General features: G+C 72.5%; 10 protein-coding genes. 5 read left to right on the plus strand and 5 right to left on the minus strand.

Annotation, left to right across the window (positions count from 1 at the left end; genetic code table 11):
* Window positions 1–33 precede the first annotated feature (33 nt).
* From ITJ68_RS09000 to ITJ68_RS09015, 4 genes are all read left to right on the plus strand, one after another.
* On the plus strand, window positions 34–1587 hold the full coding sequence (locus ITJ68_RS09000; RefSeq protein WP_194660946.1) for a DUF3375 family protein: 1554 nt from the start codon (window positions 34–36) through the stop codon (window positions 1585–1587).
* Window positions 1584–2405, plus strand: coding sequence for a DUF4194 domain-containing protein (locus ITJ68_RS09005; protein ID WP_194660947.1), 822 nt, complete (start codon window positions 1584–1586; stop codon window positions 2403–2405). Before ITJ68_RS09000 ends, ITJ68_RS09005 begins: the two co-directional genes overlap by 4 nt.
* Entirely contained in the window at window positions 2402–5779 is a 3378-nt protein-coding gene (locus tag ITJ68_RS09010; protein WP_194660948.1) for an ATP-binding protein, read from the plus strand. Before ITJ68_RS09005 ends, ITJ68_RS09010 begins: the two co-directional genes overlap by 4 nt.
* A gap of 194 nt (window positions 5780–5973) precedes the next feature.
* Entirely contained in the window at window positions 5974–6294 is a 321-nt protein-coding gene (locus ITJ68_RS09015; protein WP_194660949.1) for a hypothetical protein, read from the plus strand.
* A 160-nt stretch (window positions 6295–6454) separates the two neighbouring features.
* Here the strand turns inward: ITJ68_RS09015 and ITJ68_RS09020 are convergent, their stop codons facing one another.
* The gene (locus tag ITJ68_RS09020; RefSeq protein WP_194660950.1) at window positions 6455–7921 is read right to left on the minus strand and encodes a peptide MFS transporter; all 1467 of its coding nucleotides are present in this window, start codon (window positions 7919–7921) and stop codon (window positions 6455–6457) included.
* Window positions 7922–8145: 224 nt separating this feature from the next.
* On the opposite strand from ITJ68_RS09020, the gene ITJ68_RS09025 reads away from it, so the two are divergent.
* Window positions 8146–10257: an acyl-CoA dehydrogenase gene (locus tag ITJ68_RS09025; protein WP_194660951.1), complete on the plus strand. Its 2112-nt coding sequence runs from the start codon at window positions 8146–8148 to the stop codon at window positions 10255–10257.
* A gap of 4 nt (window positions 10258–10261) precedes the next feature.
* Here the strand turns inward: ITJ68_RS09025 and csrA are convergent, their stop codons facing one another.
* From csrA to ITJ68_RS09045, 4 genes are all read right to left on the minus strand, one after another.
* Window positions 10262–10522, minus strand: coding sequence for a carbon storage regulator CsrA (gene csrA / locus ITJ68_RS09030; RefSeq protein WP_194660952.1), 261 nt, complete (start codon window positions 10520–10522; stop codon window positions 10262–10264).
* Window positions 10523–10847: 325 nt separating this feature from the next.
* The gene (locus ITJ68_RS09035; RefSeq protein ID WP_194660953.1) at window positions 10848–11849 is read right to left on the minus strand and encodes a hypothetical protein; all 1002 of its coding nucleotides are present in this window, start codon (window positions 11847–11849) and stop codon (window positions 10848–10850) included.
* Window positions 11824–13878 carry a flagellar biosynthesis protein FlhA gene (locus ITJ68_RS09040; RefSeq protein ID WP_194660954.1) on the minus strand — a complete coding sequence of 685 codons (2055 nt, stop codon included), beginning with the start codon at window positions 13876–13878 and terminating at the stop codon, window positions 11824–11826. Before ITJ68_RS09040 ends, ITJ68_RS09035 begins: the two co-directional genes overlap by 26 nt.
* Entirely contained in the window at window positions 13875–15086 is a 1212-nt protein-coding gene (locus ITJ68_RS09045; protein WP_194660955.1) for an EscU/YscU/HrcU family type III secretion system export apparatus switch protein, read from the minus strand. Before ITJ68_RS09045 ends, ITJ68_RS09040 begins: the two co-directional genes overlap by 4 nt.
* Window position 15087: the final 1 nt, after the last annotated feature.

The raw sequence follows: 15087 nt of genomic DNA on the forward strand, positions 1-15087 counted from the left end.
CCGACCACGACCCGACCGACCACCAGGGGCAGCATGACCGACGTCGACCTCGAGTACGCACGCGTCCGTGCCGTGCTCGACCGTCCGACGCTCCGGCTGATGTCCCGCCCGACGAGCGGTGTCGTGCTCGCCGTCTTCCGCACGGTGTTCGACCGCGACGTGCAGTACGTCCCCGCCGACCGGATGCACCTGCAGGTCGAGGAGCACGTCACCCGCCTGCAGGCCACGGGCGCCCGCGTCCCCGCGAGCGAGCAGCCAGCACCACAAGCACAAGCACAAGCACAAGCACCCGACGAGAACCGCCCGAACGGCCGCGCTCTCTGCCGCGAATGGGTGACGGCGCAGTGGCTCGTCCGCTCGAACTCCCCCGACGGTGACGAGCAGTACTCGCTGACGTCGCACGCGCTCGAGGCCCTGAGCCTCGTCGACGCCCTGTCCTCCGACCGGGCGCTCATCAGCGAGAGCCGCCTGGCGATGATCGTCGACGCCGTACATCGATGGGCTGCCCGCGCCGAGCCCGACCCCGCGGTGCAGATCCGCCGCCTGGACGCCCAGATCGCGGAACTCCAGGCCGAGCGCGACCGCCTGGCGTCCGGCGACGAGCCCGCCGTGGTCGACGCCGACCGGATGCGCGACGGCTACACGAACATCACCGACCTGATCCGGCAGCTACCCAGCGACTTCAAGCGCGTCGAGGAAGCGGTGGCGTCGATGCACCGCGCGATCGTCGAGGACTTCCGCAACGAGGTCCGTCCGATCGGCGAGATCCTCGACGACTACCTCGCCCGCACGGACACCCTGATGGAGGCCACCCCCGAGGGCCGGGCCTTCGAGGGCGCCTTCGAGCTGCTCCGCGACGACGCCCTGCTCCTGCGCCTCCGCGACGACATCGCCACGATCCTCGAGCACCCCTTCGCCGCGGGACTCACCGCCGCCGAACGCCGGACCTTCCGCAACACGGTCAGCATCCTGCGCCAGGGCATCGAGGACGTGCTCGCCCAGCGACGGCTCCTGACCGGCACGCTGCGCGACCAGATCGTCGCGCACGACGTCGTCCGGGACCGCGAACTCGACGCCGTCCTCCGCAGCGTCAACCGCCGGCTCGCCGCGCTCATGGACGGCGGCGGCGCTCGGGACCGCGTCCCGCTGGAGCTCCTGCCCCCGGTCGCCGAGGTCGGCACCCTGCGCGAGCGCTTCTACGACCCCGACACCGAGGCGGTGCCGCCGCTCATCGAGGAACCCGACGACGACGTCTTCGAGGAGCTCGACGTCGAGTCCCTCCGGCGGCACGGCGGTCCGCTGCTGGCAGAGCTCCGCACCGTGCTCCGGTCGGGCGCCGCCGAGTCGAGTGACCGCGCGTTCCACGGGCTGCCGCCCGAGCACCGCCGCCCCGTCGAGCTCTTCGGCCTGGCACACCTGCTCACGGGCCGCCCCGACTTCGAGACCGCGGCCGCCACCGTCCCGCACCACACGGTGCGCCCGGACGGCACCGCGGTCACCTTCGCCATGCCGACGGCGGACCTGGCAGCACCGGTCCCGTCCGGCGACGACGACGACGACGACGACGACACCCTGGAGGCCCGGTGACCGACACGACGCCCGCATCCGTCGACGAGACGGACGAGTTCGACGGCATCGACCCCTTCGACGACGCCGCTTCCGTCCCCGAGGACGACCGCGACGAGTCGAGCTTCGCCCTCTTCGAGGGCGACGAGGGCCGGCTCGACGACGCGCAGCGCCGTGCGCTCGTCGCGCTCCTGCGGCACTCCTACGTCAGCGCCCGGACGCACGCGGACGAGTGGCGGGCCGTGCTCGACGCCGAACACCAGCTCCGGTCCCGCCTGAACGACCTGTTCCTCGAACTGCACGTGGACCGCGACCGCGAGGTGGCGTGGAAGCGCCAGGCCCGCTCGGAGAGCCAGCGCCGGGGCTTCCCGACGCTGCTCCGCGACGTGCCGTACACCCGCGAGGAGACGATCGTCCTCGTCTGGCTCCGCATGCGCCTGCGCGCCGACACCCGACCGGGCCCCGACCAGGTGGTGGTCGACCGATCCGAGATCCTCGCGCACGTGGCGGGCTTCCGACCGGCGACCGCGACCGACCGCACCCGCGACGAGGGCCGCGTGGCGAAGGCCGTCGAACGACTCGTCACCGCCCGGGTGCTCCTGAAGACGAGCGACCCGGACCGCTTCCGGATCGCGAGCGTCGTGGAGGTGCTGCTCCCCCTCGAACGGCTGCTCGAACTCGACGCCTGGTTGGCGAGCACAGCGTTGGCGAGCACGGCGTTGGCCGGCGCGACCACCGCGGGTGGTGACGCTCCCGACGGAGCCGAGCCGAGCCTCCCGGCGGACCTGGACCTGGACCTGGACGCCGAGACCGACGACACCGAGGAGGGGTCCGCGTGAGCGACCACCGGATGGACGGCGGGATCCCCGCGTTGTTCGACACCGTCGCGCAGTGGCGCGCCGAGTCCATGCAGGTCGTGAACTGGGGCGGCTTCCACGGCCACCGGCAGATCGAGCTGTCCGGTACCGCGACGCTCATCTCCGGCGCCTCCGGAACGGGCAAGTCCACGCTGATGGACGCCTACCTCGCCGTGATGATGCCGTCGGACGTGCCGTTCAACGGCGCCTCGAACGACGCCACCACCGGTCGGGCGCGCAGCGCGGACCAGCGCAACCTGCTCACGTACCTACGCGGCAAGGTCGACACCCGGCGCGACCCGGAGTCGGGCAGCCTCCGCGACGTCAACCTGCGCGGCGACGACACGACGACGTGGGGCGCGGCCGCGGTGACGTTCCGCAACGACGACGAGCGTCAGTTCACCGTGCTGCGGGCGTACGTCGTGCCGAAGCGGGCCCGCGGGGTCGGCGACATCCAGATGACGATGGCGACGGTCGACGACGCCTTCGACCTGCGGCGGCTCGAGGACTTCGTGCCGTCGCGGTTCAGCCACCTCGAGCTGACCGGTCGGGTGCCGGGACTCGTCATCCGCGACACGTACCAGGAGCTCGCGTACACGCTGCAGACGCGGCTCGGGATCGGCGACTCCGGCGGAGGCAACCGGGCGATGCGCCTGCTCGCGCGGATCCAGGCCGGGCAGCACATGCCGACGGTCGACTCGCTCTACAAGTCGCTCGTGCTCGAGACCCCGGGCACGTACGAGGCCGCCGACCGGGCGCTGGCCCACTTCGCCGCGCTCGACGACGCGTACGAGGCGATGGACACCGAGGAGCGCAAGGTCCGGATCCTCTCCCCGATCACCGAGCTGCACCTGGAGATCGAACGCTCCCGTGCCGCGGCCGAGGCCCTCGGCGGGATCGCCACGGGGTCCGAGGTCTCCCCGTTCGCGCACTGGACGGCATCGAGGAAGCGGGAGCTGCTCGACGACGAGGTCGCGCGGAACGGCCGGGAGCGCACCGCTGCCCGCGCCGAGGTCGAGGCAGCGTCCGCCCGGCACGCCGCCGTCGAGATCGAGCTCCGCGAGGCCGAGGCCCGGCTCCGCGACTCCGGCGGCAACGCCCTCGCCCAGCTCGAGGACCGGATCGACCGACGGACCCGGGAGCGTGAGGTCGTCGCCCGCGCGCGGGCGACCTTCGACGACCGGACGGACGTGCTCGGGGCGGCGGTGGCATCCGAGCAGGAGTTCGTCGGGGCGCAGCGCGCGTCCCACGAGTTCCTCGGCACCTTCGCCGCCGCCCGCGACGACCTCGACGCCCGACGCGACGCCCTGACGCGCGAGGAGTACCCGCTCCTGGACCGTGAACGCTCGCTGCGCCAGGAACGTCAGTCGCTCGAGCACCGCCAGGGCGCGATGCCGCTGCCGATGCACGAGGCCCGGGTCGCGATGGCGCGCGCCGCCGGGATCGACCCCGCGGACCTGCCCTACGTGGCCGAGCTCCTCGACGTCCTGCCTGGAGAGGAGCGCTGGCGCACGGCGATCGAGTCCGTGCTCGCGCCCGTCGCCCGCACGCTGCTCGTCGACCAGGACCGGCTCGACGACTTCAGCGCCGCGATCGACGCCCTGCAGCTGAGCGTCCGCGTGCAGTTCGAGGGCGTACCAGCGGGCCCGCACCTCGACGTCGACGGCAACCCGGCGATGGTGTCCGGCAAGCTCGCGATCAAGGACTCCCCCTTCAGCACCTGGGTGCGGTCCCGGATCGAGTCGGACCGGATCGACGCCAGGTGTGTGACGTCCGCCGCCGAGCTCGGTGGTGGTGGCCGTCGGGTCACCGAGTCCGGCCAGCTCCGCGACGGCCGACGTGGCGCGCACGGCGACCGGCGTCAGGCCAACGTGATCGGGTTCACGAACGAGGCGCGGGTCGTCGCCGTGGAGACCGAGCTCGCGTCGATCGCCCAGGACCTCGCGACGCTCGAGGCCCGGCGCACCGACGTCGCGCAGGACATCGCCGCACTCGACGCCCTCCGAGCGGCACACCAGCACCGCGTCGACACCACGTGGGACGGCATCGACGTCGCCGGTGTCGACGCGTCACTGGCTCGGCTGTCGGCGGAGCGGGACGCCGTCCTCGCGGCCGACGACGGCCTGCGGACGCTGCGGGCCTCGGTCGCCCGGCTCCGCGCATCGCTCGACGAGGCCGCTGACCGCCGTGCCGCCGCACGCCTGTCCGTGCAGCGGCTCGAGGAGCGCCACGGCGTGCTCGTCGACGGCCAGGACGCCGCCGCGGAGATCCTGTCGCGCTTCGACGACGCCCCCGCGGCGTTGCCGGACGAAGAGCAGGCGCGGCTGCTGGCCGAGACGTTCGAGGAGGTCGGTGCCCCGGCAGGGGTCGACGGCTTCGATGACGCCACGAAGCGTCTGCGCCGCCGGCTGGAGGAACGCCTGACCCAGGCGCTCGACGGAGCCGCCTCGGCGTCCCACGCGCTGACCCTGACGTTCCAGCGGTACCAGGACGCCTGGGCCGACCCGAACCTCGGCACCGGGGTTGCGTCGTACCCGGACTACCGGGCGATCCTCGACCAGATCGTCGCGACCGGCCTGCACGCCCGTCGCAGCGAGTGGCGCCGTCGGCTGTCGCAGTGGAGCGGCGAGGACCTCGTCCCGCTCGCCGGCGCCTTCGACCGGGCCGTCGTGGAGATCGAGGAGCGCCTGGAGCCGGTCAACGAGATCCTCCGCGACCTGCCCTTCGGCGCGAACCGGGACCGCCTGAAGATCGTCATCCGCCGGGTCACGCGCGAGGACGTCTCGCAGTTCCGCCGGGAGCTCCGGGCGCTGTCCGCGTCGGTCGACACCGAGCTGACCGACGACGTGCTGGAGACCCGCTTCCGCCGACTCCGGCGCTTCATGGCCGTCATCCGGGTCGAGCCGGACGCCGCCCGCGGCCGCACGACCCAGCGCGACGCGGTGCTCGACGTCCGCCGGCACATGGAGATCACCGCCGTGCGCTACGACACCGAGGGCAACGACCTGGGCGTGTACTCGTCCCTCGGCGACAAGTCCGGCGGCGAGACGCAGGAGCTCGTCGCGTTCATCGTCGGGGCCGCGCTGCGCTACCAGCTCGGCGACGAGACCCGGCCGCGGCCCCGGTTCGCGCCGGTGTTCCTCGACGAGGCGTTCATCAAGGCGGACTCGGAGTTCGCCGGGCGTGCCGTGACGGCGTGGCTCCGGCTCGGGTTCCAGCTCGTGGTGAGTGCGCCGCTCGACAAGGTCACGGCGCTGGAGCCGTCGATGGAGCGCCTGCTCTCGATGCGGAAGCACCCGGACACGGGCCACTCGTCCGTGACGGAGATCCGTCGGGAGCCCGCGCTGACGTCCTGAGCGGTCACGACGCCCCGCTCACCTCCGCCGAGGGGTCAGGAACCGTCGGCGTCGGCGCGTCCGGGCGACGGTTCGTGGCCGCCCGACGCCGCACGAACGGGGTGTCGTGTCCGGTCGGCGGGGCCTGGTGCGCGGGAGACCGACGATCCGTGGCCGCTCATGGGAGCACCGGGGGCGCGCGGTACGGTCGTCGGGTGATGTGGAACCGGAAGAGACGACCCGCGGCGGCCGAGCAGCACGGCGCACTCGGCATCGGCGCTCTGGTGCGGGTCGTCGATGCGACGTCGGGCGGCGAGCAGTGGGTGGACTCGATCGGCTCGAGCGACGTCGTCGGCGTCATCGTCGCACCCGGCGGCAACCAGCTGGTCGGCTACCCCGGCGTCGGCGAGCCGCTGTCGTGGACCGTCGCGTTCGACGAGCCCGTGTACACGAAGGACGGCCGCGGCCCCTTCGAGCGCGCGACCGTCCTGAGTCGTCAACTGGTCCCGGTGGAACCCGTGCAGCCTGAGGCCTAGTACTCGTCCCCACCGCTCTTGAGCATGGCCGCCATGGCCATGCAGGTCCCGACGCCACCGATGACGCCGATGCCGATGATGACTGCGCCGACGAGTTCGAGCATGGTGGTCTCCTGGTTCCGCGGGTCCGACGAGGTTCGCCTCCAGGCTACCGGAAGCGCTACCGGATGCCGCGCATCAGGCGCAGCACGGGGTGCGCGGTCACGAGCAGCAGCACGCCGACGACGACTGCCACGGAGCCGAGGACGGCGAAGTACGGCACCTCGTTGGTCGGGTCGTAGTACTTCGAGAGCACGCCGGTCACCGCGGTGCCGAGCGACACCGACAGGAAGAAGAGCGCCACCATCTGCGTCTGGAACTTCGGCGGCGCGAGCTTCGTGGCGACGGACTGCCCGATCGGGGAGAGCAGCAGCTCGGCGACCGTGAAGACGAGCAGGATGCCGGCGAGGACGAGCACGGGGGTGCCGTTCCGGCCGGTCCCGGTGAACGGCAGGAAGAGCAGGAACGCGACGCCCATGATCCCGGTGCCGAGCGCGAACTTCGTCGGGGTGGACGGCTGCCGGTCCCCCAGCCGGGTCCACAGCGCGGCGAAGACCCCGGACAGCACGATGATCATGATCGGGTTGATCGACTGCACCCACGACACGGGCATCTCGAACCCGCCGATCGACCGGTCGAGGCGCTGGTCGGAGTAGATCGTCACGACGGTGAACTGCTGCTGGTACAGCGACCAGAACACGGCGCTGCCGATGAACAGCGGGATGAAGGCGAGCACCCGCGACCGCTCGTCGGCGGTGATGCCGCTCGTCAGGATCACGATGAAGTAGGACACGGTCGCGACGACCACGACGGCGACCACGACGAGTGGCAGGGTGCCGACGGTCAGCAGCCCGGTGACGACGGCGACCACGACGACCACGAGCGCCACGACGACGCCGACCGCGACCAGGGGGTACCGACGCCGGTCGAGCGGGTTCGCGACCTGCCGGACGACGTCGGGGAGCTTCCGTCGGCGGATCGCGTACTGCACGAGCCCGGCGGCCATGCCGACCGCGGCGAGCCCGAACCCGACGTGGAAGCCCGCTCGGCTCTGCAGCAGGCCGGTGAGGATCGGTCCGGCGAACGCGCCGATGTTCACGCCGAGGTAGTACAGGGAGAACCCGGCGTCACGGCGGGGGTCCTCCTTCGTGTAGAGCCCGCCGACGATCGTGGTGGCCGTCGCCTTGAGCCCGCCGGACCCGAGGGCGATGAGCACGAGGCCGACCCCGACGCCCGCGACACCCGGCAGCACCGCGAGGGCGATGTGCCCCAGCATCACGACGACCGCGCTGCCGAACAGCGTGCGGTCGGCCCCGATCAGCCGGTCGGCCGTCCAGGCGCCGAGGATCGTGAACAGGTAGACGGACCCGCCGTACGCGCCCATGATCCCGGTGGCGACGGTCTGGTCGATGCCCAGCCCGCCGCGGGTGAGCGAGTAGTACATGTAGATGAGGACGATGCCCTGCATCCCGTAGAACGAGAACCGCTCCCAGAGCTCGACCGCGAAGGGCGTGGACAACTCGAACGGCTGACCGAAGAACGTGCGCTCGGGTCGCGTCCCGGGCTCGGGGGTGGTGGTGCCTGACATGCCAGCCAGTCTGGCCCGGAGGCGTACGGGGCGGCCAGTCGACGAGGACCGCTCGTGATTGGAGGGTTCCCACGAGCCGCCGTGCACCGGCCGCGCCACGCGTTGTCGTGCCGGTACCGCTCTCGTGCGGCTCACGGCCAGGGTGCATAGCGTTGCACCCAGGAACGTCGTCGTGCGCCCCTGCGCGGACGACACCGGACAGTGCAGTTCAGGAGGCACCCCCGATGGTCGACATCGCACCCGGCACGAAGCAGACCGACCGTGCGCAGCGCGGCACGAGCCCGAAGGCCGACGCCGCCGGTGACCCGGCACGCGGGACACCGACGGCGGGCACCGACCGCGAGGTCCGCATCGACGTCGACCTGCTCGCGGAGCACCTGCTCGGACGCTGGGCCGAGGACCGCCGGATCTCTCGTCGGCTCGTGCTCGACCCCGCGCTGCACAAGACCGAGGGACTCGGCACGATCGAGCACCGCCAGCGCGCCTTCGAGCAGCTGCAGGTCCTGGTCGACGCCGGGGCGATCCAGCGGCCCTACCCGGTCGAGCTCGGCGGCCAGGACAACCACGGCGGCAACCTCGCCGCGTTCGAGGAACTGACGACGGCGGACCCGTCGCTGCAGATCAAGGCCGGCGTGCAGTGGGGCCTGTTCGGTTCGGCCGTGCACCACCTCGGCACCGCCAGGAACCACGACGAGTTCCTGCCGGGCATCATCCGCTTCGACGTGCCCGGCTGCTTCGCGATGACCGAGACCGGGCACGGCTCGGACGTGCAGAGCATCGCCACCTCGGCGACGTACGACCCGGACACGCGGGAGTTCGTCGTGCACACGCCGTTCCGCGGCGCGTGGAAGGACTACATCGGCAACGCCGCGCTGCACGGCAAGGCGGCCGTCGTGTTCGCCAAGCTCGTCACGCAGGGCGTCGACCACGGCGTGCACGCGTTCTACGTCCCGCTCCGCGACGACGACGGGGAGTTCCTGCCGGGTGTCGGCGGCGAGGACGACGGCGTCAAGGGCGGCCTCAACGGCATCGACAACGGCCGGCTGCACTTCGACCACGTCCGCATCCCCCGCACGAACCTGCTCAACCGCTACGGCGACGTCGCCGAGGACGGCACCTACAGCTCCCCGATCGACTCCCCCGGCCGCCGCTTCTTCACGATGCTCGGCACCCTGGTGCAGGGGCGCGTGTCACTCGACGGCGCGGCCGTGGTCGCGCAGAAGATCGGGCTGCAGATCGCCCTGACGTACGCGATGGAACGCCGCCAGTTCCCGACCGGCGGCGGCACCGAGGGCGTGCTGCTCGACTACGGTCGGCACCAGCGCCGGCTCATCCCCCGCCTGGCCACCGTGTTCGCCCAGTCCTTCGCGCACGAGCAGCTGCTCCGCACGTTCGACGACGTCTTCAGCGGCCGCCTCGACACCCCGGAGCGCCGCGAGGACCTCGAGACCCAGGCAGCGGCGTTCAAGTCGCTGTCCACGTGGTCAGCGCTCGACACCCTGCAGGAGTGCCGCGAGGCCTGCGGCGGCGCGGGCTTCCTCGCCGAGAACCGGCTGACCAGTCTCCGCGCCGACCTCGACGTCTACGTGACGTTCGAGGGCGACAACACCGTGCTGCTGCAGCTCGTCGGCAAGCGCTTGCTCACCGACTTCCGGAAGAAGGCGCCGAAGGACGCGGCCTCGACCGCGAAGTTCGTCGCCGCGCAGGTCGGCGCCAAGCTCGCGGACGCCTCGGGCATCCGCCGCCTGGGCCAGACGGTCGCCGACCGCGGGTCGCTCGCCGCGAGCGTCACGGACCTCCGCGACGCCGGGACCCAGCGGGCGCTGCTCGCGGGCCGGGTGGACACGATGGTGAGCGAGATCGGCATGCGGCTGAACACCGCCGGCAAGGACCGCGCACGCGCCGCCCTGCTGCTGAACCGCTCGCAGCACGAGCTCATCGAGGCCGCCAGGGCACATGCCGAGCTCATGCAGTGGGACGCTTTCACGGCCGCGATCGAGGAGGTCCCCGAGGGCGACACCCGCCGCGTGCTCGTCCGGCTCCGCGACCTGTTCGCACTCGGGCTGCTCGAACAGCACCTGGAGTGGTACCTCGTGCACGGACGGCTCTCGGCGCAGCGTGCCCGCGCGGTGTCGGCGTCCATCGACCGCCTGGTCGCACGGCTCCGCCCGCTCGTGCCGCAGCTGCTCGAGACGTTCGGCTACGAGCCCGGACACGTCCGCGCCCCGATCGCCCTCGGCGAGGAGCGCGCACGGCAGGAGGAGGCCGCCGCGTGGTTCGCCACGGAGCGCGCCGCGGGACGGCTGCCGGAGCAGGAGAAGAAGCCCCGCCCCTAGGGGCTCAGGCGCTCGGGTCGTCCGTGGGGGCGGGCGACCCGCCGAGCGCCGCGCGCAGCCGAGCCTCGGCGTCGTCGGACGCCGCACGGGTGGCCTCGACGTTGGCCTCGGTCACCGCGCGGACCACTTCCTCGCGCTGGATCTTGACGCCGCGGGGGGCATCGATGCCGATGCGGACGCCGTCGCCCCGGGAGTCGAGCACCGTGATGACGATGTCGTCCCCGATGAGGATCCGCTCGCCGACCTTCCGCGTGAGTACCAGCACCCGACCAGCCTAACCACGATGTCCGGTGAGGCTCGCCCGCGGCGCGGCGGCCGGCCGACCGGACGCCGGTTCCCGAAGCGAGACATGACGGATCCGGTCGGCGAACGTCGGAGATCGTGAACCGGATCCGTCACGGCGCAAACGGAACGCTGGTTCACCGTCAGCGCGGCCGGACCGGTACGACCGGCGCGGCGGTCAGTCGACCGGCGCGGCAGTCGGCCGACCGGACGCCGGTTCCCGAAGCGAGACATGACGGATCCGGTCGGCCAACGTCGGAGATCGTGAACCGGATCCGTCACCGCGTAAACGGAACGCCGGCTCACCGTCAGCGCGGCCGGACCGGCAGCCCGAGCTCGTGCACGCTGTCCGGCGTGGTCGTCTCCCGGGTGCCGACGGCGAGCACCCCGGCGACCGGCACCACCGCGGCGACGGCGTGCACCATGAGGAGCGAGTCCTCGTGCTTCCGCCCCGCGTCGACGACGACCCACACCTGGTCCGGCGCCAGGCCCTCGAGCGCCGCGTGGTCGTCCCAGGCGACGGCACCGAGCAGCGCGTGGCCCGCGCGGACCCCGTCGGCCCGCGCCAGGATCCCACCACGGCGGTCGAGGGCGTCGGTCTCCCGCAGGTCGTGCCGCGCGGCGAACGCGGCACGGGCAGCGCCGACGTCGGCGCCGCGCCCGACGAGCAGCACCAGGTCGCCGTCACCCGACAGGACCGGCGGCACCGGGGGCCGCCCCGCGGCCAGCGCACGCCGTCCGCGACGCGTGGTGAGGTCGTGGACGGGAGCCGCGCCTCCAGTCGGTCCGGCCAGGAGGACCGGCGCGGCCTCCAGGGGCGGGCGCGACCCCGAGACGGGGTCGGTGGGGAACGGGATCGCCTCCGGCACCGGGACGGGCGCTGCGACGGGCGCGGGGCCGGTCGCAGGGCCGGTCGCGAGGACGGGGACCGGGCCGCTGGGCACGGCCGGGGCGATGCCGTCGGCGGCGAACCCGCCGAGCACGGACGCGAACGCGTCGGCCCGGGCCTCGCGCGCGCCGTCACCGCCGGCGATGCGGGCCTCCGCCTCGTCGGCGTCGGCGAGGAGCGCGGCGATCCCGATCCGGGTGGCGGGTCCGTCGGCGATGGCGACGCGGGCGGTCGGGACCTCGTCGGGGTCGAGCACCTCGACGGTGGCCTCGACGTGCGCACGGCGGAAGAGCCCGCCGACACCGCCGCTGGTGACGCGCTCGGCGGCGATGATCCGCGCGCCGGCACCGAACTCGGCTCGGACGGCGTCGCGGACGTCGTCGAGCGTCGCGCCGCTACGCTGCAATCGGGTCGGCGGCACGGACCACTCCCACGGTCTCGATGGTGGAGCCCGCCGCCGTTGCCTCCTGGTAGGAGAGCACGGGGAGGCCGTCGGACTGGGCGGACACCATGCGGTGCACGGCCGGGCGGAGCTGCGGGGCGCAGACGAGCACGGCGGACAGGCCCTGCTCCTCGACGCTCCGGACGGCGTCGCGCACAGAGCCGAGGACCTGTTCGATGCGGTGGGCGTCGAGGACGATCTGGGTGCCCTGCTCGGACGGCCGGAGCCCCTCGAGCATGGCCTGTTCGAGCAGCGGGTCGATCATGATCACGCGGAGGACGCCCTGGTCGAGGTGTCGTGCCGGCAGCGCCGGGCCGAGTGCGGCGCGGGCGGACTCGACGAGCCCCTCGGGGTCGGTCGACACCTTCGCGCGGAGCGTCAGCGCCTCGCAGATCCGGCCGAGGTCGTTGATCGGCACGCGCTCGACGAGCAGCCCCTGCAGCACGCGCTGGAGCTCGGCCATCGAGAGCATGCCGGGGACGAGCTCCTCGACGGCGGCGGGGTTGACCTGCTTGACGCCCTCGGCCAGGACCTTGACGTCCTCGCGGGTGAGCAGTCGGGCGGCGTTGTCGCCGATGACGGCCTGCAGGTGGGTGACGAGCACGGACACGCGGTCGATCACGGTCGCACCGGTCATCTCCGCCGCGTGCCGGAGCTCGGCGGGGACCCACTTGCCGGCCAGACCGAAGACCGGTTCGACGGTGGCGTCGCCCGGCAGGCCGTCGAGCTGGTCGCCGAGGGCCAGGACGCTCCGCGCGGGGGCGGTGCCGCGACCGGCTTCGACGCCGGCGATCCGGATGGCGTACGTCGACGGCGGCAGCTCGATGCTGTCCCGCGTGCGGACGGGCGGCACGACGATGCCCATGTCCATCGCGATCTTGCGGCGGAGCGCCCGCACGCGGCCGAGCAGGTCGTCCGAGGCACCGGAGACCATGTCGACCAGGTCGGGGGCGAGCTGGATCTCGAGGGCGTGCACGCGCATCTGCTCGACGAGGTCCTCGGTGGTGTCGCCCGACGGTGCGGCAGCGGCGAGGGCCTGCTGCTCGGCCGCGGTGGCCTCGGCCTTCGCGGTGTTCTGCCCGATGCGCCAGCTCGTGAACAGCAGCGTCGCGCCGACGAGCAGGAACGGCACGATCGGCATCCCGGGGATGAAGCCCATCGCGATGGCGGCGACGCCGGCGATCATGAGCGCGTTCCTGGACTGCCCGAGCTGCTTCGTCGCCGAGGCGCCCATCTCGCTCTCGGCGCCGGAGCGGGTGACGATCATGCCCGTCGAGACCGCCATCAGGAGCGCGGGGATCTGGGTGACCAGGCCGTCGCCGATCGTCAGGATGCCGTACTTCGACAGCGCGTCCGTGACCGAGAGGCCGTTCTGCAGCATGCCGATCGCGATGCCGCCGATGAGGTTGATGATGATGATCAGGATGCCGGCGATGGCGTCGCCCTTGACGAACTTCGACGCACCGTCCATGGCGCCGTAGAAGTCGGCCTCGGCGGACACCGACGCGCGGCGCTCCTTGGCCTCGGCGTCGGTGATGAGCCCGGCGTTCAGGTCGGCGTCGATCGCCATCTGCTTGCCCGGCATCGCGTCGAGGGTGAAGCGCGCCCCGACCTCGGCGACGCGCTCGGCGCCCTTCGTCACGACGACGAACTGGATGACGATGAGGATGAGGAAGATCACCGCGCCGATGATGATCGACCCGGAGACGGCGACGTGCCCGAACGCCTGGATGACGTCGCCGGCGAACCCCTCGCCGAGCACGAGCCGGGTCGACGCGACGTTGAGCCCGAGCCGGAACAGCGTCGCGACGAGGAGCAGCGACGGGAACACCGAGAAGTCGAGCGGCTTCTTCACGAACAGCGTCGTGAGCAGGATCACCAGCGCCAGCAGGATGTTGCAGATGATGAGGAAGTCCAGCAGGAACGACGGCACCGGCAGGATCAGCAGCAGGATGATGCCGACGATGAGCACCGGGACGGCGAGCTTCGGCAGGTCCTTGAGCTTCATGCGGGGACTCCCTGGGTGGTGGACGCGGCGGGCGTCGGGTTCGTGGTGGGTCTGGGGGTGCGGAGCTTGCGGGGTCTGAGGTCCCCGGTGAGCGTGGCGGGGTCGAGCACGGTGGCGACCTCGTCGGGCGTGGTGGGCCGGGGCGGGGCGTGCGTGCCGGCCGCTGCTCCCCTGGCCTTGAGCGCCATCACGAAGGACAGCACCCGGGCGACGGGCGTGTAGAGGTCGACGGGGACCTCGTGGCCGAGCTCGCACGCGGCGTGCAGGGCGCGGGTGAGGGGCACGTCGCGGACGATCGGCACACGAGACTCCTCGGCGCGGGCACGGATGACGTCGGCGACCGGACCGGCCCCCTTCGCCACGACCCGCGGCGCGGACTTGCCCGGCTCGTACTTCAGCGCGACGGCGTAGTGCGTCGGGTTCGTCATCACGACGTCCGCGTCGCCGACGGCCTGGATCATCCGGTTGCGGCTCATCGCGAGCTGGCGGGAGCGCCGCTGGCCCTTGACGTGCGGGTCGCCCTCGGCGGACTTGTTCTCGTCCTTGACCTCGCGCTTGGTCATCATGGTGCGCTTGCGGTTGCGGCGGATGACGACGAACACGTCGAGCGCGGCGAGCACCAGGCCCGCTGCGATCGCGGCGCGGAGGAGCGTCCCCGCGCCCTCGCCGGCGGCGCCGAGCACGGCCGACAGGGGCAGCGACCCGCTCGTCATGAGGACGGGCACGAGTCCCTGCACGGCGAACCAGAGCACGAGGCCGACGACGGCCGTCTTCACGAGGGCCTTCACGCCGTTCCAGAGCGCCTGGGTGCCGAAGACCCGCTTGAGGCCCTGCACGGGGTCGAAGTGCTCGGGCGTCGGGGCGATGGAGCGGACGTGCACGCCGCCCTGGGCGACGGCGGTCGCGGTGACGGCGACGAGCACGACGAGGAGCAGCGGGCCGAGCGTCGCCGCCATAGATCCCATCGCGTCCTCGAAGACGCCGCGCATGGTGCCGATCGACGGGTCGGCGATGACGGTCTTGACGGCGTCGAGCTGTTCCTGCCCGGCACCGGCGGCGCGGCCGATCGTGGCCGGGATCATCAGCGCCGCGACGGCGATGCCGATCCACGCGCCGAGGTCCTGGGACCGGCCGAGCTGGCCCTTCTTGTGGACCTCCTTCATCCGCTTGGAGGTGGCCTTCTCGGACTTCTCACCGCTGTCGGACATG

Origin of the sequence: Curtobacterium sp. VKM Ac-1395 (assembly GCF_015350975.1) — a bacterium.
Classification (GTDB): Bacteria; Actinomycetota; Actinomycetes; order Actinomycetales; family Microbacteriaceae; genus Curtobacterium.

Bases quoted from the DNA above. Each gene is read 5' to 3' on its own strand.
- ITJ68_RS09040 (WP_194660954.1), bottom strand. From the start codon at position 13,878: ATGAAGCTCAAGGACCTGCCGAAGCTCGCCGTCCCGGTGCTCATCGTC.
- ITJ68_RS09000 (WP_194660946.1), top strand. From the start codon at position 34: ATGACCGACGTCGACCTCGAGTACGCACGCGTCCGTGCCGTGCTCGAC.
- ITJ68_RS09020 (WP_194660950.1), bottom strand. From the start codon at position 7,921: ATGTCAGGCACCACCACCCCCGAGCCCGGGACGCGACCCGAGCGCACG.
- ITJ68_RS09045 (WP_194660955.1), bottom strand. From the start codon at position 15,086: ATGTCCGACAGCGGTGAGAAGTCCGAGAAGGCCACCTCCAAGCGGATG.
- ITJ68_RS09025 (WP_194660951.1), top strand. From the start codon at position 8,146: ATGGTCGACATCGCACCCGGCACGAAGCAGACCGACCGTGCGCAGCGC.